At 74.6% G+C, this 20991-nt stretch carries 16 protein-coding genes; 8 read left to right on the top strand and 8 right to left on the bottom strand.

Annotation, left to right across the window (positions count from 1 at the left end; genetic code table 11):
- The first annotated feature begins 38 nt into the window (after positions 1-38).
- From OG871_RS16270 to OG871_RS16255, 4 genes are all read left to right on the top strand, one after another.
- A complete protein-coding gene (locus tag OG871_RS16270; RefSeq protein WP_371497519.1) occupies positions 39-1841 on the top strand; it encodes a GMC family oxidoreductase N-terminal domain-containing protein in 1803 nt (600 codons plus the stop codon).
- Positions 1842-2010: 169 nt separating this feature from the next.
- Positions 2011-3600 (top strand): hypothetical protein, encoded by a 1590-nt coding sequence (locus tag OG871_RS16265; RefSeq protein ID WP_371497518.1) that lies wholly within the window; start codon positions 2011-2013, stop codon positions 3598-3600.
- Between the two features lie 941 nt (positions 3601-4541).
- On the top strand, positions 4542-6137 hold the full coding sequence (gene guaA, locus OG871_RS16260) for a glutamine-hydrolyzing GMP synthase (RefSeq protein WP_371497517.1): 1596 nt from the start codon (positions 4542-4544) through the stop codon (positions 6135-6137).
- A gap of 207 nt (positions 6138-6344) precedes the next feature.
- Positions 6345-7304 (top strand): Rieske 2Fe-2S domain-containing protein, encoded by a 960-nt coding sequence (locus tag OG871_RS16255; protein ID WP_371497516.1) that lies wholly within the window; start codon positions 6345-6347, stop codon positions 7302-7304.
- A 9-nt stretch (positions 7305-7313) separates the two neighbouring features.
- Here OG871_RS16255 and OG871_RS16250 read toward each other — a convergent pair whose 3' ends face one another.
- Positions 7314-7550, bottom strand: coding sequence for a hypothetical protein (locus tag OG871_RS16250; protein WP_371497515.1), 237 nt, complete (start codon positions 7548-7550; stop codon positions 7314-7316).
- Positions 7547-9004 (bottom strand): PspC domain-containing protein, encoded by a 1458-nt coding sequence (locus tag OG871_RS16245; protein WP_371497514.1) that lies wholly within the window; start codon positions 9002-9004, stop codon positions 7547-7549. Before OG871_RS16245 ends, OG871_RS16250 begins: the two co-directional genes overlap by 4 nt.
- A 135-nt stretch (positions 9005-9139) precedes the next feature.
- Here OG871_RS16245 and OG871_RS16240 point away from each other — a divergent pair, with 135 nt between their 5' ends.
- From OG871_RS16240 to pcrA, 3 genes are all read left to right on the top strand, one after another.
- Positions 9140-10606: a PspC domain-containing protein gene (locus OG871_RS16240; protein WP_371497513.1), complete on the top strand. Its 1467-nt coding sequence runs from the start codon at positions 9140-9142 to the stop codon at positions 10604-10606.
- Complete coding sequence (locus OG871_RS16235) at positions 10599-11285, top strand: LuxR C-terminal-related transcriptional regulator (RefSeq protein ID WP_371497512.1); 687 nt, start codon at positions 10599-10601, stop codon at positions 11283-11285. The genes OG871_RS16240 and OG871_RS16235 overlap by 8 nt, the downstream gene beginning before the upstream one ends.
- Before the next feature lie 129 nt (positions 11286-11414).
- Complete coding sequence (pcrA, locus tag OG871_RS16230) at positions 11415-14024, top strand: DNA helicase PcrA (protein WP_371497510.1); 2610 nt, start codon at positions 11415-11417, stop codon at positions 14022-14024.
- Between the two features lie 50 nt (positions 14025-14074).
- On the opposite strand, the gene OG871_RS16225 is transcribed toward pcrA, so the two are convergent.
- From OG871_RS16225 to OG871_RS16210, 4 genes are all read right to left on the bottom strand, one after another.
- The gene (locus tag OG871_RS16225) at positions 14075-14911 is read right to left on the bottom strand and encodes a hypothetical protein (protein ID WP_371497509.1); all 837 of its coding nucleotides are present in this window, start codon (positions 14909-14911) and stop codon (positions 14075-14077) included.
- Complete coding sequence (locus tag OG871_RS16220) at positions 14908-15462, bottom strand: SigE family RNA polymerase sigma factor (protein WP_371497508.1); 555 nt, start codon at positions 15460-15462, stop codon at positions 14908-14910. Before OG871_RS16220 ends, OG871_RS16225 begins: the two co-directional genes overlap by 4 nt.
- A 123-nt stretch (positions 15463-15585) precedes the next feature.
- Positions 15586-16296: a M23 family metallopeptidase gene (locus OG871_RS16215; protein ID WP_371497507.1), complete on the bottom strand. Its 711-nt coding sequence runs from the start codon at positions 16294-16296 to the stop codon at positions 15586-15588.
- 77 nt (positions 16297-16373) lie between these two features.
- Complete coding sequence (locus OG871_RS16210; RefSeq protein ID WP_371497506.1) at positions 16374-17279, bottom strand: esterase/lipase family protein; 906 nt, start codon at positions 17277-17279, stop codon at positions 16374-16376.
- A gap of 220 nt (positions 17280-17499) precedes the next feature.
- Here OG871_RS16210 and OG871_RS16205 point away from each other — a divergent pair, with 220 nt between their 5' ends.
- Positions 17500-17907: a cobalamin B12-binding domain-containing protein gene (locus OG871_RS16205; RefSeq protein WP_371503330.1), complete on the top strand. Its 408-nt coding sequence runs from the start codon at positions 17500-17502 to the stop codon at positions 17905-17907.
- A 7-nt stretch (positions 17908-17914) separates the two neighbouring features.
- On the opposite strand, the gene OG871_RS16200 is transcribed toward OG871_RS16205, so the two are convergent.
- Positions 17915-19489, bottom strand: coding sequence for a DUF5691 domain-containing protein (locus OG871_RS16200; RefSeq protein WP_371497505.1), 1575 nt, complete (start codon positions 19487-19489; stop codon positions 17915-17917).
- 94 nt (positions 19490-19583) lie between these two features.
- Positions 19584-20900 (bottom strand): SWIM zinc finger domain-containing protein, encoded by a 1317-nt coding sequence (locus OG871_RS16195; protein WP_371497504.1) that lies wholly within the window; start codon positions 20898-20900, stop codon positions 19584-19586.
- Positions 20901-20991 lie beyond the last annotated feature (91 nt).

The following is a 20991-nucleotide window of genomic DNA, read 5'->3' as shown; positions in this document are numbered from 1 at the left end:
GAAGCACCCCCCCACGATCTTCGAAGGAGCAACGGCAGATGGCGGACACCGACGGTCTCGACTACGACGTGGTCGTGGTGGGCTCGGGCTTCGGCGGCTCGGTCGCCGCACTCCGGCTGACCGAGAAGGGCTACCGGGTCGCCGTCCTGGAGGCCGGCCGCCGGTTCGGCCGCGACGAGCTGCCGAAGAACTCCTGGGACACCAGGAACTACCTCTGGGCCCCCGCCCTCGGCCTGTACGGGATCCAGCGGATCCACCTGCTGGCCAACGTGCTGGTGCTCGGCGGCGCGGGCGTCGGCGGCGGTTCGCTGAACTACGCCAACACCCTGTACGTACCGCCGAAGGCCTTCTTCGAGGACCGGCAGTGGAAGCACATCACCGACTGGCAGCAGGAGCTCACGCCGTACTACGACCAGGCGCAGCGGATGCTCGGGGTGCGCACCAACCCGACCGTGACGCCGTCCGACGTCCACCTGAAGGCCGCCGCCGAGAAGATGGGGGTCGGTGACACCTTCCACCTCGCCCCGGTCGGGGTCTTCTTCGGTGACGGCGAGGACGGCGACGGCTCCGCCAAGACCGCGCCGGGCGGCGAGGTGCCCGACCCGTACTTCGGCGGGGCCGGGCCGAGCCGCCGGGCCTGCACCGAGTGCGGCGAATGCATGACCGGCTGCCGGCACGGCGCCAAGAACACCCTGGTGGAGAACTACCTCCACCTCGCCGAGCGCAACGGTGCCGAGATCCACCCGCTGACCACCGTCGCCCGGATCCGTCCGGTCGGCGAGGGCTTCGCCGTGGACGTGCGCCGCACCGACTCCCGTTCCAAGGACCCGGTCAAGGCCGGCGCCCGGACGATCACCGCCGCCCGGGTGGTGGTCGCGGCCGGCACCTACGGCACCCAGACGCTGCTGCACCGGATGCGGGACGGCGGACACCTGCCCGGGATCTCGCCGCGGCTCGGCGAGCTCACCCGGACCAACTCCGAGGCGCTGGTGGGTGCTTCGACCACGGACCGGCGGTACGGCGAGCGGGTGGACTTCACCAGGGGCGTCGCCATCACCTCCTCGATCCACCCGGACGAGAACACCCACATCGAGCCGGTCCGCTACGGCAAGGGCTCCAACGCGATGGGCGCGCTCAGCATCCAGCAGGTGCCCGGCGCCGGCCGTGGCCCGCGCTGGCTGCGGTACCTCGTCACGGCGGCGCGGCACCCGGTGATCTTCGCCCAGTCGATGAACCAGCACCGCTGGTCGGAGAAGACCATCATCGGCCTGGTGATGCAGTCGCTGGACAACTCGCTGACCGTCTCGCTGAAGAAGTCCGGGCCCGGCAAGGGGAAGCTGACCTCCCGCCAGGGCCACGGCGCGCCCAACCCGACCTGGATCCCGGCCGCCGAGGAGGCCGCCAAGGCCCTGGCCGAGTCGATCAACGGCTACGCCGGCAGCTCCGCCGGCGAGATCTTCGACATCCCGCTGACGGCCCACTTCATCGGCGGCTGCGCGATCGCCGACAGTGCCGAGACCGGCGTGGTCGACCCCTACCACCGACTCTTCGGCCACCCGGGGATCAGCGTGGTGGACGGCTCCACGATCTCCGCCAACCTGGGCGTCAACCCCTCCCTGACCATCACCGCCCAGGCCGAGCGGGCTCTGTCGATGTGGCCCAACAAGGGCGAGCCGGATCAGCGGCCCACCCAGCAGGAGCCCTACCGGCAGGTCCCGGCGGTCGCCCCGCACCACCCCGCCGTCCCCGCCGAGGCCTTCGGCGCGCTGCTGCTGCCGGTTCCCGAGGTACCCGCCCGGCGCGCCGCGCAGGCCGGGCCGACCGCTCAGGAGCAGGCCTGACGGCGCCCGGGAAGCCGGTTGACACCGTTCGACGGCCGGTGGGATAAACGGGCTTCGGGCGAAATACCAGGGGGAACGCGTGGCGATCTGCACGTCCTGTGGAGCGGGGTCCGCGGACGGGGCGCAGCGCTGCGCCGCCTGCGGCCGACCCTTCGGGGAGCCGGCGGCCGTGTCCGTGATCAGCGAGGTGGTCGAGGTCGGCGGCTCCGGTGCGTACGCCGGCCTGGCCGCCGCACCCGAGTTCAACGCCGGACCGGCGCCGACCGGGCCGCCGCCGCTCGGCAGCTGGGGCCGCGGTGTCCCGTACGACCCCTCGGCGGGCCGGCCCGAACTGCTGCGCAGGCTGCTGAGCCCCGACTGGGTGCCCGCCCTGCGGGCGCTGGTGCCGCCCACCGCCGTCCTGCTGCTCGTCCCGCTGCTGCTGGCGGTGCCCGAGGACGTGATCGGCGGCGGGTACCCGTTCAGCAACCGGTTCGGGGCCGCGCTGGCCTTGGCCGTGGCCGCCTTCGGCGCGCCGCTGCACAGCGCGTCGCGGGGGTCCTCCGTGGTCAGCTACGAGACGGACATGCGGCTGCTGCCGCTGACCGTGCTGGTGCTGTGGCTGGCGGCCCTCTGGCTGGGGCTGCGGCCCGCGCTGCGGAGCTGGCGGGCGCGCTCCGGCGGCGAACTGACGGCGCGGCGGGCACTGCTGGAGACGGCCCGGGTGGCGGGCCTGGCCGGCCTGGTGGCCCTGCTGCTCGGCGCTGCGGCCGGCACCACGACCGGTGAGCGGTCCTCCCGCTACCTGGACGACCTCGGCGCGGACGACTCCGGGCGGTTCGGCCTGTCGCTGGGGGCGAGGGAGGCGCTGGACGCCGGCTGGGCCCAGTCGGCGGCCTGGACGGTGCTCCTGGCGGGCCTGGTCGCCTTCCTGGTGTACGGCACGGACGTGCTGCGCCGGGCGGCCTGGGAGCGGCCCGGGGTGCGCGGCTGGCTGGTCGGCGCGCTCGTCTCGGGCCGGGTGGCGGCGGCCTCGGTCGGGGCGGCCTCGCTGGTGGCGACCGTGGTGGTGCTGGCCCAGGACGGCCTGCCGGCGGACCCGCTGTGGCTGCTGCTGATTCCCAACGGCGGGCTGCTGCTGCTCGGCTTCGGCTCCGGGGCGAGCCTGCAGGGTGTGGCGCACTCCTCACACCCCGACGACGGGCTGAGCCAGTTCAAGGCCTCGCTGTTCGACCTGCAGGAGTACAGCGGGCACTGGCGCTGGGCGGTGCTGCTCGCGGTCGGCTCGGCCTGCCTGCTCGGCTGGTCGGCGTACCGGCGCCGGCTCGACACGGTGGACCGGATCAGGCTGGCCGTGGTGCACACCGTGGTGGTCGGTGTGCCGATGCTGGTGGCCGGTCTGGGCACGGACTTCCGGATGAGGCCCGTGGACAGCCTTCTGAGCGGCTCGAGGCTGCCCGCGGACAGGGTGGACCTGCGCTCCGACACGCACACCACGCTCGGTCTGGCCCTGCTCAGCGTGCTGGTGGCCAACCTGCTGTGGACGGCGCTCGGCGCGTTGGCGCTGCCGCCGCTGCTGTCCGCGATCCGCCGTCGGCCCGCGGGCCCGGATGCGCCGGCGCCGCCGCCGTTCCCGCCGCCTCCGCCGGTCGCGCCGGCGGCGTCGGTCGTGGTGGAGGCGCCCACCGCGCCACCTGCCGCACCGCCCGCCGTCCCGGCGCAGTACGTCCCCGAGGTGCTCGACTCGCACGAGGAGTTCAGGCGGCCCGCCGGTTCGTAGCCGGAGCGGAGTCGGGTGCCGGAGCCGGACGAGGCAAAGGGCCCCGCGGGGGAACGGGGCCCTTTGTCGTTCAGCACGCGGCGTCAGGGCGGCACCGGTGCTGGGGTGACGGCGCCGGGGGAAGAGCGCCGTCGGGTCGGGCGGTTCAGGGTGGGCGACGGCACCTGCTCGGGTGGGCAGGTGTGCGACGCACGGATGCGGGGTACGGCCCGTCCTCACGGAGCGTGATCCGCGGGACGGTGTCGTCGCACGCCGGACGACGGCTGCGGACCGCTGGCCCGACACCGTCGGAAACGGTGCTCAGGCCAACCCCCACAACCAGCATCGTGCTGGACGGAGGCCTTACTGTGCAACCGATTCGACACAGTTCGGCACAGTCCAATTTCGTGCGGCTCCGCGCACGGGGGCTGCCGGGGGACGGTTCGGGACGCTCGGCAGGGCGGTTCGTCGACCCCGAGGTCGACTACTCTGCGTAGTAGCTGCAAGCAGGGGCGCACGGGGGAGTGCACCGGGGCGGACCGGTCCGCCGAGAGAGCGGCGGGCGGCGCCGGGCGTCCCCGGGTACCGCTCCGCCGCCCCCTTGCCGGTCAGTCGTGGCCGGTTCGCTGTCCCCTGCTGTCCGGCCACAGCACCGGGGCGCGGTCCCACGGCGGGCCTGGCCCGCCACGCGCGCCGGTGGACTGGGGATGACTTCCACGCGTGGTCCTGCCGACCGCGCGGTCGCCGCCGCACCTGGTGGGTGCGGCGGGGCCGGACGGTCGTCTGGAGCAACGATCCGACGCCGGGCCCGGTCACGGCCCGGGCGGGTGGCAAGCGGGTGAACCGGGAGCCTTCCGCGTGCCCGGTAGACTCGGAGTCATACCCCCGCCCGTCGCCCGTCGCCCCCTGTCAAGGGCGTGTGGCGCGCGACACCTTCTGATACCCATGCCGGAAGGCCGTCCGTGTCCTCTGCTCTTCCCGACCAGTCCGTAGCCGAGAACGACACCGTCCTGGTGGTCGACTTCGGCGCCCAGTACGCCCAGCTCATCGCCCGTCGGGTGCGTGAGGCCCGGGTCTACAGCGAGATCGTGCCGAGCACCATGCCGGTCGCCGAGATGCTCGCCAAGAACCCGAAGGCGATCATCCTCTCCGGTGGCCCCTCGTCGGTCTACGAGGAGGGTGCCCCGCGGCTCGACCGCGCGATCTTCGAGGCCGGGGTCCCGGTCTTCGGTATGTGCTACGGCTTCCAGCTGATGGCGATCACGCTCGGCGGCACCGTCGACAACAGCGGCGCCCGCGAGTACGGCCGCACCCCGCTGCACGTCAGCCGGACGGGCTCGACGCTCTTCGAGGGCACCCCGGCCGAGCAGTCGGTGTGGATGTCGCACGGCGACGCCTGCTCGGCCGCGCCCGAGGGCTTCACCGTGACCGCCTCCACCGACGTGGTGCCGGTCGCCGCCTTCGAGAACGACGAGCGGCGCCTGTACGGCGTGCAGTACCACCCCGAGGTGCTGCACTCCACGCACGGCCAGCAGATCCTGGAGCACTTCCTCTACCGCGGCGCCGGCATCGCACCGAGCTGGACCACCGTGAACGTGGTGGACGAGCAGGTCGCGCTGATCCGCGAGCAGGTCGGCGACAAGCGCGCCATCTGCGGTCTGTCCGGCGGCGTGGACTCCGCGGTCGCGGCGGCCCTGGTGCAGCGTGCCATCGGCGACCGGCTGACCTGCGTGTACGTCGACCACGGCCTGATGCGCAAGGGCGAGACCGAGCAGGTCGAGAAGGACTTCGTGGCCGCGACCGGCGTGAAGCTCAAGGTCGTGGACGCCGAGGAGCGCTTCCTGGACGCGCTGAAGGGCGTCAGCGACCCGGAGGAGAAGCGCAAGATCATCGGCCGGGAGTTCATCCGGGTCTTCGAGCAGGCGCAGGCCGAGATCGTGGCCGAGGCCGGCGCGAGCGGCGAGTCGGTCGACTTCCTGGTCCAGGGCACCCTGTACCCGGACGTGGTGGAGTCCGGCGGCGGTACCGGCACCGCGAACATCAAGTCCCACCACAACGTGGGCGGCCTGCCCGAGGACCTCCAGTTCCAGCTGGTCGAGCCGCTGCGCAAGCTGTTCAAGGACGAGGTCCGGATGGTCGGCCAGGAGCTCGGCCTGCCGGAGGAGATCGTCCAGCGCCAGCCGTTCCCCGGCCCGGGCCTGGGTATCCGGATCGTCGGCGAGGTCACCAAGGACCGGCTCGACCTGCTCCGCGAGGCCGACGCGATCGCCCGCGAGGAGCTGACCGCGGCCGGTCTGGACCGCGAGATCTGGCAGTGCCCGGTCGTCCTGCTCGCGGACGTCCGCAGCGTCGGCGTCCAGGGCGACGGCCGCACCTACGGCCACCCGATCGTGCTGCGCCCGGTCTCCTCCGAGGACGCCATGACCGCGGACTGGTCGCGCCTGCCCTACGAGGTGCTGGCGAAGATCTCGACCCGGATCACCAACGAGGTCAAGGACGTCAACCGGGTGGTCCTGGACTGCACCAGCAAGCCGCCGGGCACCATCGAGTGGGAGTAGTTCCCGCCGAGCTGAACGGCCGCGCCGTCACTTCCGTACCAATGGGAGTGGCGGCGCGGCCGTCTGTTGTGGGGCCTACGGCGGAACACGTACAACAACGGGCAGAATCGGACCGGACCTGTCAGTAGTTGACGGGAGACGAGCGGGAGGAACGGCATGACGGCGGGGCATGGCGGACAGGAGCGGTCGGGCGGCAGATCGGAACGAGTGGCCCGGTGGAAGGAGACCGCGACGCGCTGCGCGATGCTGCCGCTGCGGCTCTTCCTCGGCGTGACCTTCGTCTACGCGGCCTTCGACAAGCTCTCCGACTCGCACTACCTGGCGGGCGCCGGCGACCCGGCCTCCTTCCTGGCCCAGACCCAGGCGGTCAAGGACGGCAGCCCGATCGGCTGGGCCCTCGGCCCGGCCCTGCACTCGCCCACCCTGTTCGCGCTGCTGATCGCCTTCGGCGAGCTGGCCGTCGGCCTCGGCACGCTGTGCGGGCTCTGGGGGCGGCTCGCCGCCGCCGGCGGCGCCGCGATCAGCCTGACGCTCTGGCTGACCGTCAGCTGGAACGTCTCCCCGTACTACCTCGGCAACGACCTCGCCTACCTGATGGCCTGGACCCCGCTGCTGCTGGCCGGCACCCCGCTGCTGTCCGTCGACGGCTACCTGGCCTCGCGCGCCCGGCGCGACCGCGCCCGGGGCCTCGGCGAGGACGCCGTCCGCCGCCGGGCACTGATCGACGGCGGCATCGCGGCCGTCGCCATCGGCGGCGCCGGCCTCCTCTCCGGCTCGCTCACCGCCACCTTCGGCCGCGACCGCAAGGCCGTCCCCTCCGCCACGCCCACCCCCGAGCCGAGCCAGGTCGCCGGGGCCGGGGCCACAGTCGCGGTCTCGGCCGTCCCGGTCGGCGGCTCGGCCCAGGTCAAGGACCCCGCCAGCGGCGACGCGGTCTACATCGTGCAGCCCACCGCCGGGCAGTACTGCGGCCTCTCCTCGGTCTGCACCCACTCCGGCTGCGCGGTCGACGCCCCGAAGAACGGGCAGCTGTACTGCCCCTGCCACGGCTCCCGCTTCAACGCCACCACCGGGGCGGTGGTCAACGGGCCCGCCACCAAGCCGCTGCCCAAGTACACCGTCACCAAGAACGGCGACCAGCTGGAGCTCGGCCCCCTCCAGAGCTGAGCCGGACGCCTACCGCTCGTCCCCGGGCTCGGCGGGTGCCTCGACCGGCACCGGCCGGGCCCGGCGGGACACCGCCGCCACCGCGCCGACCAGGCCCGCCACCCCCAGCACGATGAAGGTCACCGGGATGACGATCCGCCCGTCGACCGAGTCGTTGTCGAGCGAGGCCACCAGGTAGAGCACCGCGATCACGGTGAACATCGCACCCGAGATCAGCGAGAACAGATCGAGCCGGTGCTTCCTCATCCCCGAACCACCTTCATGTCACCCAGACCGACCGTCAGTTTCAGTTCCAGCGTGCCCTTGGACGCCTGACCGCCGACGGGGTGCAGCTCGACCTCCCGGCGGTTGTCCGCCCCCGACAGCCGCTCGCCGTCCGGCAGCCGGACATCGCCGAGCAGACTGTGCACCTGAAGCCGTACGTCGACGTCGGCCGGCACCGTCACCCGCAGGTCGCCCGCGCCGAGCCGCACCGAGGTCGCCACGGTGGCGCCCGCCGGATCGATCGCGCGCAGGTCGAGCGAGGCGTCGCCGGCGGCCAGGTTGTACTCCTTCTGCAGCTCGGCCACCCCGGCCGGCGCCCAGTCGCGGTCCCCGACGGCCGTGCGCACCCGCGCGTCCGCCGAGCCGACCCCGGCCAGGGCCACCGTCAGCAGCAGCGCCGGCACCACCAGGCCCTTGCCCCGGCCGAACTTCGCCGAGACGACCATGGCGAGGCCGATCGCCAGCAGCGCCGAGGCCAACACGGCGGTGATCCTGGCCCCGCCGGTCTCGTTCGCCCCGGTCGCCCACGCCGCGGCGCCCGCCCCGACCGCCGCCACCAGGGCGAGCCCGCCGAGGAAGGACCGCGGCCGGCGGGCCGGCACCGCGGCCCGCACCGGCGCGGGGGGAGCCTGCGGCGCCTTGCGCAGCGGATCGCCCTGCGGCAGGTCCGCCCGCTGCCACCACGGCTGTGCGGCGGCACCCGGCGCCGGGGTGTGTGCGTAGGGATTGCGGTCCGGGTGGCGCGGGTCCCACAGGTAGCCGCTCGGTCCGGGCGGCGGGACGTCGGCGGGCACCGTGCCCGCCTCCCGCGCCCGGGCGTGCTCCTCGTGCACCGCCCTGAGCTGCTCCTGGACCGCCTCCTTGCGCTGCTCCCAGCCGGCCTTCAGGTCCTCGCCGAACTGCTGCTGCCAGCCACGCCAGTCCAGTTGCTCACCCGGCTCCTCCAGCCGGTCGTACGGGCCGCCGCCGCCCCTCGGGCGACCCAGCCCCCTGGCCCGCCGGCGGCGCTCCGGGTCGTAGCGCACCGCGAGGAACACCAGCCCGCCGAGCAGCATCAGCGGGAACAGCTGGTCGCCGTCGCCCATCGAGGAGAAGAACACCCCGGTGCCGATCACCGTCAGCAGCACCGCGCCGATCGACTGCCCGTCGACCCGGCCGGTCAGCACCCGCTGGAGCTCGGTGCGGCCGGGCCGGTCACCCACCGGCTCGCGCGGCACGATCAGCCAGGCCAGCCCGTACAGGAACAGCCCGAGGCCGCCGGTCAGACAGAGCACCGCGATCACCACCCGGAAGACCACCGGGTCGATGTCCAGATGGCGGCCGAGCCCGCCGCACACCCCGGCGACCACGCGGTGCCGCTCGCTGCGGGTCAACGGCGGGCGCTGCGCCCCCTCCGGCGGGGCGTCGGCCACCCCGGTGCTCTGCTCGTCCGTCATGCCACCATCCTGAGGGCTGCGGTGGGTCGCGCCCAACCGGTCCAGGCCCGGGGCCGACCCTGAACTGTCCCTGAGACGGCCCTCAGGGCCCTACCCTGATGCGCCCGGGCCCGCGTGCGTGTGACCATTCGTGGCGTGGCAGCACCCGGCACCGAATCCCAGCCCCCCGCCCCCGACGTCCCGTCGGCCGCGGGCACCGAACCGACCCCCGCCGGCGAGGCCCGGCCGCCCTACCGGCGGCTCTACCGCAGCCCGCACGGCCGGATGCTCGGCGGCGTCGCCCACGGCCTCGCCGTCCACCTCGGCCTGCCGGTCACCTGGGTCCGGGTCGCCTTCATCCTGCTGTTCTTCGCGCAGGGCGTCGGGGTGCTGCTGTACGCCGCCTTCTGGTTCGTGGTGCCGATCGGCATCGGCGAACCGGCCCCCGGCGCCGCGGCCCGCTGGATCTACCAGGACGGCGGCTTCGTCCGGGTCCCCGCGGGCCAGACCGGCGTCGGCGAGCTGAGCAAGGGCCGCCGGGCCGGCCTCGGACGGCTGCGCGACCTGCTCCAGCGCACCTTCCACGGCGAGCCCTCGCCCGCCGGCCCCGGCGAGGTGGGCGTCCCCGGCGCCCAGCCCGAGAAGGCCGGCCGGGGCGGCGTCGGGCAGCTCTTCGCGCTGCTGCTGCTGGTGGTCGGCATCATGGCGCTGCTCAGCGCCCTGCACATCCAGACCGCCAAGCCGTACGTCTGGCCGCTGCTGATCGTCGGCGTCGGCGTCGCCCTCGTCTGGCGGCAGGCCGACGACTCCCGCTGGCAGCGCTGGTTCGGCCTGGAGGAGGCCACCCGGCGGCGCGGCGCCTACACCCGGGTCGTCGGCGGTGTGCTGCTGGTGGTCGCCGGCATCATCGCGTTCCTGGTGCTCCAGGGCAGCGGCTCCACCCTCGGCTCGGTGATCGAGGCCTCGATCGCCGTGCTCGCCGGTGTGCTGGTGCTGGTCGGCCCGTACGCGCTGCGCCTGTGGCAGGACCTCGGCGCCGAGCGCACCGCCCGGATCCGGGCCCAGGAACGGGCCGAGATCGCCGCCCACGTGCACGACTCGGTGCTGCACACCCTGACGCTGATCCAGCGCAACGCCGACGACGCCAAGGAGGTGCTCCGGCTGGCCCGGGCCCAGGAACGCGAACTGCGGCTGTGGCTCTACCGCCCGGAGGCCGCCGCCGAGGCCGCCCCGGACACCCTGGCCGAGCGGATCCGCCAGGTCGTCGCCGAGGTCGAGGACCGGCACGGGGTGCCGGTCGAGCTGGTCTGCGTCGGCGACTGTCCGATGGACGAGAAGATCTCCGCACAGATCCGGGCCGCGAGGGAGGCGATGGTCAACGCGGCCAAGTACGGTGGCGGGGGACCGGTCCAGGTGTACGCAGAGGTGGAGGGGCGGACGGTGTCCGTGTTCGTCCGCGACCACGGCCCCGGCTTCGACCCCGACACGGTGCCCGAGGACCGGATGGGCGTACGGGAGTCGATCATCGGCCGGATGCGGCGCAACGGGGGCACCGCGAGGGTGCGCCCCGCGCCGGACGGCGGTACCGAGGTCGAGCTGGAGATGGAGAGAGCTGATGTCTGAGGCCGTGGCAGCAGGACCGGAGCGCACCGCGCGGGTGGTCCTGGTCGACGACCACCGGATGTTCCGTACCGGGGTCCGGGCCGAGATCGGACGGACCGAGGTCACCGGGATCGACGTGGTCGGCGAGGCCGACGACGTGGAGTCGGCCGTCCAGGTCGTCGCCGAGACCAGGCCCGACGTGGTGCTGCTCGACGTGCACCTGCCGGGCGGCGGCGGCGTCGAGGTGCTCCGCCGTTCCGCCCCGCTGATGTCCGACCCGACCGGGGTGCGCTTCCTGGCCCTGTCCGTCTCCGACGCCGCCGAGGACGTGATCGGCGTGATCCGCGGCGGTGCCCGCGGCTACGTCACCAAGACGATCACCGGGACCGACCTGGTCAACGCGATCTTCCGGATCTCCGACGGCGACGCCGTGTTCTCACCCCGGCTGGCCGGCTTCGTCCTCGACGCCTTCGCCGCCACCGACACCCCGCCGGTCGACGAGGACCTGGACCGGCTCACCCAGCGCGAGCGGGAGGTCCTGCGGCTGATCGCCCGCGGCTACGCGTACAAGGAGATCGCCAAGCAGCTCTTCATCTCGGTGAAGACGGTGGAGAGCCACGTCTCGGCGGTGCTGCGCAAGCTGCAGCTGAGCAACCGGCACGAGCTCACCCGGTGGGCGACGGCGCGCCGGCTGGTCTGAGGGCCGGGCGGCGCGGCCCGGCGCACGCACACCCCAGGGCGCCGCCGTGCGGGCCCCGGGGTGTCGCGGTGTCCGGGCTCCGGCCGAACGGCACGGGCTGTCGGTGCCGGGTCATAGACTCGGAGGGCCATGAGTAGCCTCTTTGACGACCTCCCGCTCCCCGGCTTCGAGGACCCAGCCGTCGGGTCGAGCCGCCCCGCCGCCGACGAGCCCCCGCCGTACGAGGAGCCCCCGTACGAGGAGGCTCCCCATGACTACGCCCCGTACGAGGAGGCGATCCCGGACGGGCTGTTCCGGACCGACCACGCCGCCGACGCCGAGCGCGACGCGTACTACCGCAACGGCGCCGCCCGCACCGTGATCGACCCCGCGCAGCTGCTGGAGGGGATGAACGACCCGCAGCGCGAGGCGGTCCTGCACCACGGATCGCCGCTGCTGATCGTGGCCGGCGCCGGCTCCGGCAAGACCCGGGTGCTGACCCACCGGATCGCCCACCTGCTGGGCGCCCGGGGCGTGCAGCCCGGGGAGATCCTGGCGATCACCTTCACCAACAAGGCCGCCGGCGAGATGCGCGAGCGGGTCGAGCAGCTGGTCGGGCCGCGGGCCCGGGCGATGTGGGTGTCCACCTTCCACAGCGCGTGCGTGCGGATCCTGCGCCGCGAGTCCAAGCTGCTGGGCTTCACCTCCAGCTTCTCGATCTACGACTCGGCCGACTCGCAGCGCCTGATGGGCCTGGTCTGCCGCGATCTCGACCTGGACCCGAAGCAGTTCCCGCCGAAGTCCTTCACCGCGAAGATCAGCAACCTGAAGAACGAGCTGATCGACGAGGAGACCTACGCCGACCAGGCCGCCAACCCGATGGAGAAGAAGCTCGCCGAGGCGTACTTCCTCTACCAGCGGCGGCTGCGCGAGGCCAACGCGCTGGACTTCGACGACATCATCATGACCACGGTCAACCTGCTGCAGGCCTTCCCGGACGTGGCCGAGCACTACCGCCGCCGGTTCCGGCACATCCTGGTCGACGAGTACCAGGACACCAACCACGCCCAGTACACCCTGGTCCGCGAGCTGAGCGGCGGCGCCGCCGCGCACGCGCCGAGGCTCACCGTGGACGGCGACTTCGTCAACCCGGCCGAGGCCCGGCTGGCCCAGATCTCCCCGGCCGAGCTGTGCGTGGTGGGTGACGCGGACCAGTCGATCTACGCCTTCCGCGGCGCGACCATCCGCAACATCCTCCAGTTCGAGGAGGACTACCCGAACGCGACGACGATCCTGCTGGAGCAGAACTACCGCTCCACCCAGACCATCCTCACCGCCGCCAACTCGGTCATCGAGCGCAACACCAACCGCCGCAAGAAGAACCTGTGGACGGCCGGCGACCAGGGCGAGAAGGTGGTCGGCTACGTCGCCGACGACGAGCACGGCGAGGCCCAGTTCATCGCCGACGAGATCGACCGGCTCACCGACCAGGGCGCGGCCCGTCCCGGCGAGGTGGCGATCTTCTACCGGACGAACGCGCAGTCCCGGGTGTTCGAGGAGGTGTTCATCCGGGTCGGCCTGCCGTACAAGGTGGTCGGCGGGGTGCGCTTCTACGAGCGCAAGGAGGTCCGGGACGTCCTGGCCTACCTGCGGGTGCTCTCCAACCCCGAGGACACCGTGCCGCTGCGCCGGATCCTCAACGTCCCCAAGCGCGGCATCGGCGACCGGGCCGAGGCGATGATCGACGCGCTGGCCGCCCGCGAGCGGATCAGCTTCGCCCAGGCGCTGGTGCGGGTCGACGAGGCGTACGGCATGGCCGCACGCTCGGCCAACGCGGTGCGGAAGTTCAACGAGCTGCTGGCCGGCCTGCGTCAGGTGGTCGAGTCGGGCGCGGGCCCGGCCGCCGTGCTGGAGGCGGTGCTGGAGGAGACCGGCTACCTGGCCGAGCTGCAGGCCTCCACCGACCCGCAGGACGAGACCCGGGTGGAGAACCTCCAGGAGCTCGCCGCGGTCGCGCTGGAGTACGAGAAGGACCCCGGCGAGCGTCCGGAGGCGGAGGAGGGCGACGGCACCCCGCCGGTCGGCTCGCTGGCCGACTTCCTGGAGCGGGTCGCGCTGGTCGCCGACTCCGACCAGATCCCGGACGACGAGGAGGGCGGCGGCGTCATCACCATGATGACCCTGCACACCGCCAAGGGCCTGGAGTTCCCGGTGGTCTTCCTGACCGGCATGGAGGACGGGATCTTCCCGCACATGCGGGCGCTCAACCAGGTCAAGGAACTGGAGGAGGAACGCCGGCTCGCCTACGTCGGCCTCACCCGGGCCCGGCAGCGGCTGTACCTGACCCGTTCGGTGCTGCGCAGCGCCTGGGGCCAGCCCTCGTACAACCCGGCCTCGCGGTTCCTGGAGGAGATCCCGGAGCCGCTGGTGGAGTGGAAGCGCACCGGCGCCGCCGCCGTCCCGGCCTCCCGCTCGGCGGGGTCCTCGGGCTCGTACGGCTCCTCCCGGCTGTCCTCCGGCGGCGGCGCCGGGGCGGGGGCCGCGCCGAAGGCGGGCTGGGGCAAGTCGGCCCGCACCATGGCGGACCGCGACGTGCCCTCGCTGGCGGTCGGCGACCGGGTCACCCACGACACCTTCGGCCTGGGCACGGTGGTGGCCACCATGGGGGTCGGCGACAAGGCGCAGGCCACGGTCGACTTCGGCGCGGGCACCGGGCGCAAGCAGCTGCTGCTGCGGTACGCGCCGGTGGAGAAGCTCTGACGGTACGGCAGGAACGGCCCGGGCCCGAGGATGCGGGCCCGGGCCGTCCGTCATGAGGGCGGCGGGACCGGCCGCTCGACCGTCACCGGGGCACCGGCGTCGGTGAAGGTGATGACCAGTCGGCGGGTGACCGGGTCCCGGTCGGCGGTCGCCGGGTCCGGGCCGGTGAGCGTGGTCTGCAGGGTGATGCCGCGGTAGCGGCCGCCGGCGAGCTCGATGCTGCCGGTCACGGTGTTGGGCCGGTTGCCGGTCAGCTCGGCGGGCTCGCCGGTGTAGGGCGAGGTCGTGGACACGTAGGAGAAGGTGTACGCCTCGCCGCCTCCGCCGGCCGGAACGGGGGTGACGGTGCCGCGGGCCCGCAGCCGGGCGAGCAGGTCCCGCGGGTCGTCGGTGAGCAGCTGCCCGACCGGCAGGGTGCCGCGCGGGGCGGAGACCATGCCGCCCGGGCGCCAGCCGCCCCGGTCGACGTACTCCTCGCCGTCGGTGAACCGGAGGGACATCGGGCCGTCCAGCCGGGCCCGGTGGGCGCCGGGGTCGACGGTGCCGGTGTACCGGTCGGCGTGGCCGGCGAGCCGGCGGTTGTCCTGCTCGACGGTGTAGGTCAGCGTCACCCGGTAGCCCTCGCGCGGATGCGGGGCGGGCGGGCCGGTCACGGGCGCGGTGGCCGGGCCGGCCGGGCCGGCGGGCGCCGCGGGCAGGGCCGCGACGCCCGCCGCGACCGCCAGGGTGAGCGCGCCCGTCGCGGTGCCGACCCGCACCGCGGTGCGCAGCCGCCGGGCCCGCCGGCCGCGCCGCAGCAGGTCCGCCACCGGGACGGGCCCGGGGGCCGCCTTGTGGTCCGCCAGGTCCATCAGGGCGCGGGACAGCCCTGCGTCGTCCTCGCTCACAGCGTGGCCTCCTCGTTCTCGCGCGGCGCGGTCTCCTGCGGCGCGGTCTGCCGCAGGGCGGTGTCCCGCAGCTCGGTGCGCAGCCGGGCCATCGCCCTGGCGTTCTGGCTCTTGACGGTGCCGACCGAGCAGCCCAGCGCGGCGGCGGTCTCCTTCTCGGACATGTCCTCGATGTGGCGCAGCACGACCACGGCGCGTTGGCGGGCGGGCAGTGCCCGCAGGGCGCGGCGGAGTTCGTCCCGCCGGTCGGGCGGATCGGCGGACGGGCCTGCGCGCCGGTCGACGGCCTCGGGGGCGTCGTCGGTCAGCAGTTCGCGGCGCCTTCGGCGCCACCAGCTCACGTTGCCGTTGGCCAGCATCCGGCGCAGATAGGCGTGCGGATCGCCGCTGTCCACCCGCTGCCAGCGCACGTAGAGCTTGACCAGGCAGTCCTGGAGCAGCTCCTCGGCACGGTGGCGGTCGCCGGTGAGCAGTGTCGCGGTGCGCAGGTGCCGGTGCCAGGCGGCTTCGACGAAGGCTGCGTACGCGGCGTCCTCGGTTGATTGACTCACGGCCGACAGACGCGCGGGCCCGGGTGAAAGGTTGTCAGCGGGCCCGAACGTCCCGGCGGCCGGTCGGCCGGTCGGCTGGTAGGTAGGTCGGTCGGCTGGTAGGTCGGCCGGTCGGCCGGTCGGTCAGCGCGGGTCGAGGCCGTGGGCGAGCAGCCAGGGCAGCGGGTCGACCGGTGCCCCGCCGTCGGGGCGGACCTCGAAGTGCAGGTGCGGGCCGGTGCTGTTGCCGGTGCTGCCGGAGTACGCGATCACCTCGCCGGCCCGGACCGGTCCCTTGCGGATGCGGTACGAGCGCAGGTGGCCGTACCAGGTGGTGGTGCCGTCCCGGCCGGTGACGGTGGCCAGGTAGCCGTAGGCGCGGCTCCACCGGGTGCTGACGGTGCCGTCGGTGGCGGCCCGGACGGGGGTGCCGGAGGGCACCGGGAAGTCGATGCCGGTGTGCCGGACCGCCCAGTGGGTGCCGGCCTGGCCGAAGCCGGCGCTCAGGCCGGGCTGGGCGACCGGCAGGGCGTAGTGGGAGGGCTCCGGGGGCTCCGGCGGGGCCGGCAGCTCGGGCCTGGTCCCGATCCGGTCGGCCCGCTCGGGCTCCGCCGGGGCGGGCGCGGCGTCGCGCGGGGTGTCGGGCGGGGTGGCCCCGGCGGTGGCCGGAGCGCCGTCGACGGAGCTCGGCGCGGGCAGGCGGGTGCTGTCGTACTCGACGGCCGCGCCGGCGGCGGTGAACACCCCGAGCGTGGCGGCCGAGGGCAGTGCCACCGTGAGGACGGCGGTGCGGGTGCCGCGCCGGGTGGCTTCACGGTGTCGGGCGCGGGTGCCTTGACGGGAGTTGATGGTCACGCTGCCGCCTTGGTGGAAGGAGGAGAAACCAGGCGAGACTGTAGCCCCTTCCCCCGATTCCGGACAAAGTGCGCATCTCAGGAGGCCTGTCGCTCCGTCACTCCCGCGCCGTCCTGGGCTTCCAGCGCCCGTCGAACGGCCTCGACGGCCAGCGGGTGGGCGGGCAGGCCGATATGTCCGGCACCGGGAATCAGCAGATTGTCGGCCCGCAGGTCCGGGTGGTCCAGCCAGGCGCTGCGGCCCGGCAGGACCACCTCGTCCAGCTCGCCGCGCAGCACCGTGAACCGGGCCCGGCAGCGCGGCGCGGGCAGTCGGAGCTCGGTCAGCAGTTCGCTGCCCGGCCGGAGCTGACGGATGATCGGGAACGGAGTGGGCAGCAGGGCGGCGGTGGTCCCCGCGTGCGGCGTGCCGAGCGTGACGACCGTGCGGACCGGGCCGTCGCCGCCGAGGCGCTGTACGTAGTAGCGGCAGATCAGCCCGCCCAGGCTGTGGCCGACCAGGGTGACCGGCCCTCCCGGGTGGGCCTCGGCGGCCCAGGCGACGTGCCGGGCCAGCAGCGCGGCGGCGGCCCGGACGTCCCGGATCAGCGGCGAGTAGTTGAGGGCGTGCAGGTGGGTCCAGCCGTGCCGGTGCAGCTCGCGCCGGAGTGGGCGGAACACCGCGCGGTTGTCCGCCAGACCGTGCAGCAGCAGCACCGGGCCGCGGGCCGGCCGGTCGGCTCCGAGGTCGGGCGGGCAGGGCCGCGGCCGGGGCTCCGGCGGGATGCCGGTCGGGTAGCGGACCAGGTGGTGGGCGAGCGCGGCGGCCTCGGCGCCGGCGCCCCGGACGGTGGCGGCGGCCCGGCGCAGCGGCAGGCCTGCGGTGACGGTCCCGTCGGTGGTCCCGCCGGTGGTCTCTGCGGTGGTCTCGGCGGCGGTCGCGGGAGTGGCGGAGGCGGTGTCGAGGTCGGTCAGGGGGCCTTCGGGCAGCGGGCAACGGTGCATGCGGCTCTCCCCGGGCAGGGTGGCGCGGGGGCCCCCGCGGCGGACGGCGCGGGGGTGACGGGTGTGCGGTGCTGTGATTTTCCCCTCCTCTCGACGGGCGAAACGGACGCCGGGCGTGGTTGGCGCTACCCTCCCCTCAGGTCTGTTAAGAGTGGTTAACACCAAGCCCGTGCCCGACCAGGCCGGCCGGGTGGTGGACGATGAGGTCCAGGAGGCAGTCATGGGCGTGTCAGGCCCGATCCGTGTGGTGGTCGCCAAGCCGGGGCTGGACGGTCACGACCGCGGCGCCAAGGTGATCGCCCGGGCGCTGCGGGACGCCGGCATGGAGGTCATCTACACCGGCCTGCACCAGACTCCGGAGCAGATCGTCGACACCGCGATCCAGGAGGACGCCGACGGCATCGGCCTGTCGATCCTCTCCGGCGCACACATGACCCTCTGCGCCAAGGTGCTGGAGCTGCTGCGCGAGCGCGACGCCGAGGACATCAAGGTGTTCTGCGGCGGGATCGTGCCGCCCGAGGACATCGTCGAGCTCAAGGCACTCGGCGTCGCCGACATCTTCACCCCGGGCACCCCGACCCAGGACGTGGTGTCCTGGGTCGAGGCCAACCTCCGCAGCGCCGGCTGACCTCTCGTCACCCGTCCAGCTCGGCCAGCATCGCGGCGCGGAAGCGCAGCGTCCCGGCCAGCCTGGTGAAGGTCTCCGCCCAGGCGGTATCGGGTGCGGCGTCCGCGGCCAGCGCCTCCACCGCCGGGGCGGCCTCGGGTGCCAGCGCGCGCTCCGTCATGCCCAGCACCCCGCTGTGGCTCCACGGGTACGCGCCGGACCCGGCGGCCCGCTCCAACGCGGCCACCACGGCGGTGGACAGCGGTGGCGTCCACGGTGTGCCGCAGGCGCCGAGCAGTTGGAACGCGTCGCCGAGGCCGTGGGCGCGGACGAACGCGGCCGCCCAGGCGGCCCGCTCGGCGACGGGCAGTACGGAGAGCAGCCGGGCGGGCGAGCCCGCCGTCCGGCCGGGGTGCCCGGGACGCGGCACCGGGCCGAGCAGGGCCCGGGCCCAGTCGGCGTCCTGCTGGCGGACGGCCGCCCTGGCCCAGGCCTCCCGCAGGTCGTCCGTCCAGTCGCTCTCGCCGTCGCCGACCGGCAGCCGCAGCAGTTGCTCGGGGCCGAGCCCGGTGTCGGCGGGCCAGAGCGACAGCGGTGCGGCCGCGACGATCTCGCCGAACCACCACGCACGCTCACCCCGGCCCGTCGGCGACTTGGGCGGTATGCCGTCGCGCTGCATCCCGGCATCGCACTCGACGGGCGGACTGACCGTCAGCCGGCGCCCCTCCAGGCGTACCGCGGTACGGGCGCGCTCCGCCATCCGGGTGGCGAGTGCGGAGCCGGGGAGGGTGGAGAGCAGCTCGGCGGCGGTCGCCCGGACGTTCTTGCTGCGATCGGTCAGCGCCGCCTCCAGGAACGGCTCGTCGGCCGCGCCGAGGCCGTCCTGCAGGGCGTCCAGGAACAGCACCCGGTCCTCGGCGCGCTCGGTCGCCCAGGTCGACCCCAGCAGCTGCAGCGCCTCCTCGGGGCGTTCGCGGCGGAGCCTGGCCAGATACGTCACCCGCTCCGCGAACAGGCCCTCCTGCCAGATCTGCGGACCGGCCGGGCCCGGTACCGACTCGGCGGCCGTCCGGTGGACGAAACGCCAGTCCGGATTGCGCTCCGCCAGCCAGCGGCCCAGCGGCCCGGCCAGCGCCACCACGTCGCCGCGCAGCTCGCTGCGGGCCCGCGCCGCGTCCAGCAGCGCCGGGACGAGCGCGGGCGGCAGCCGGTAGCCGCGCTCCAGGGCCGCGCCGAGCCACTGCGGCAGCAGCTCGGCCAGGTTGGCCGGCGCGGCGCCGGCCGTCCGCCCGCCGACCAGCACCGCCAGGCGGTGGGCCGCCGCCCGGGGCAGCTCGCGGCGGTCGTCCGGGGGCGCGGCCGCCGGCAGCTCGGGGGCCGGCAGCGCCTGCCCGCCCGCCCGGCGGCGGACGGCGGCGAGCGCGGCCAGGTCCAGCAGGGCGACCGCCGGGTCGGTGCGGTCGACGGCGCCGGCCGCCGCCAGCAGCGCGGGCGGCCCGGCCGGATCCGGCAGCGGCCGACGGTCGGTGCCCAGCAGGGCGGCGGTCTCCAGCTCGGCCCAGCCGTCCGCGGCGGGCCCGAGGGTTGCGGTGGGGGTGGTCATGGCCGGCCTCCGGTCGGATCCGAGTACAGGGACGGGGTTTCGGGGCGGTCCACCGGTGGGTCGCTCGCCGACGGGTGGTTCACCGGCGGGCGCCTCACTGGCCCACCCCGACCGGCCGACCGTGCTCCGCCCAGGCCGTCACCGGGGCGAACCCGGCGTGCCCGCACTCGCCGAACAGCGTGACCGGATGCCCGGCCGAGACCGCCGCCAGCCGCCACAGCGCCTGCTCGGGCACCGAGCCGCGGCGCACCGGGACGGCGCTGCGGCCGTCCGTCAGCTGCCAGCCCTCGGGGCCCAGGACGGGCACCACGTCGCTCAGCACCACCGGCCAGGACTCCAGCCACGGGTCCGCCGCCACCGCCGTGCCGTAGGCGGCCATCGCCTCGGCGGGGGAGAACCCGGCGGGCGGCTCCGCGGGCCCGGCCTCGGGCGCGCCGTACCGCGGGCCGAGCACGGCGCGCAGCGGCCGGGCGCCCGGGTGGAAGGCCAGCTCGGCCTCCAGCACCTGCCCGGTGGGGAGGGCGAGTTCGGGGGCCTGGCCCGGCCGGCCGAAGGCCAGCAGCAGGGCGGGGCGGCCGGTCTTGGCGCCGCGCAGCCACAGCCGGCGGGTGGTCAGCCGCTCGTCCGCGGTGTCCCGGCTGCCGAGCACCTGCCACCGGTCCCGGACGGTCGGGCCGGCCAGCAGGTCGGCGGTGTCGGCCGTGAAACCGACCCTGGTGCGGACCGTCGCGGCCAGCTCCTCGGGCAGTTCGTCGACCCGGGCGTAGGCGCCCGCCAGCAGGTGCAGCAGGGCGTAGCCGGCCAGCAGGCCGGACTGCGGCGTATGGGTCAGCTTTCGGACCCGGGTGGCCAGACCGGGAGCCTGGGCGTCCACCATCCGGGCCGCCACCTGCTCCCAGTCGGCCGCCGAGGCGCCGTGGTCGGCCAGGCCGCGGCGGACGCCGTCGGCGAGCCGCAGCCGCAGCTCCCCCGCGCCCGCCGCGACCCGGGCCGAGCGCCGCTCGGCCCGCCGCCGGGCGGCTGCCGGATCGGCCTCCGTCCGGGCCTGCTGCCGGGCGGCCTTCTGCTCGACCGCGGCCTGCCGGCCCGTCATCCACTCGGCCACCCAGTCGGGTTGCCCGGCGTCCTCGGTGGCCTCGACCGTGCCGGCGCTCCAGAGCAGGAGCAGGCCCAGGACGTGCTTGCACGGGAACTTCCGGCTCGGGCAGCTGCACTTGTAGGCGGGCGTGGCCAGCTCCACGGCGGCCCGGTACGGCGTGCTCCCGCTGCCCTTGCACAGCCCCCACAGCACGCCCTGCTCCCAGCCGGTACCGGACCAGGGAGCCGGCCCGGACAGCTTGCCGGCGGCCTTCAGCGAGGCCTGGTCGGGTGCGAGGGAAAGGACGTGTTCGGTGCTCCAGCGTTCCTCCATGCCCACGACGCTAGGCGCCGCCACTGACAACGCCCGGCACCCGCCGACGGTCCGTCAGAGGTCCGCCGCGGTGGTGCGGGCGGCGTTGTCA

The sequence above is a fragment of the Kitasatospora sp. NBC_00374 genome (assembly GCF_041434935.1).
Classification (GTDB): Bacteria; Actinomycetota; Actinomycetes; order Streptomycetales; family Streptomycetaceae; genus Kitasatospora.
This window is presented reverse-complemented; position numbering and strand designations above follow the sequence as displayed.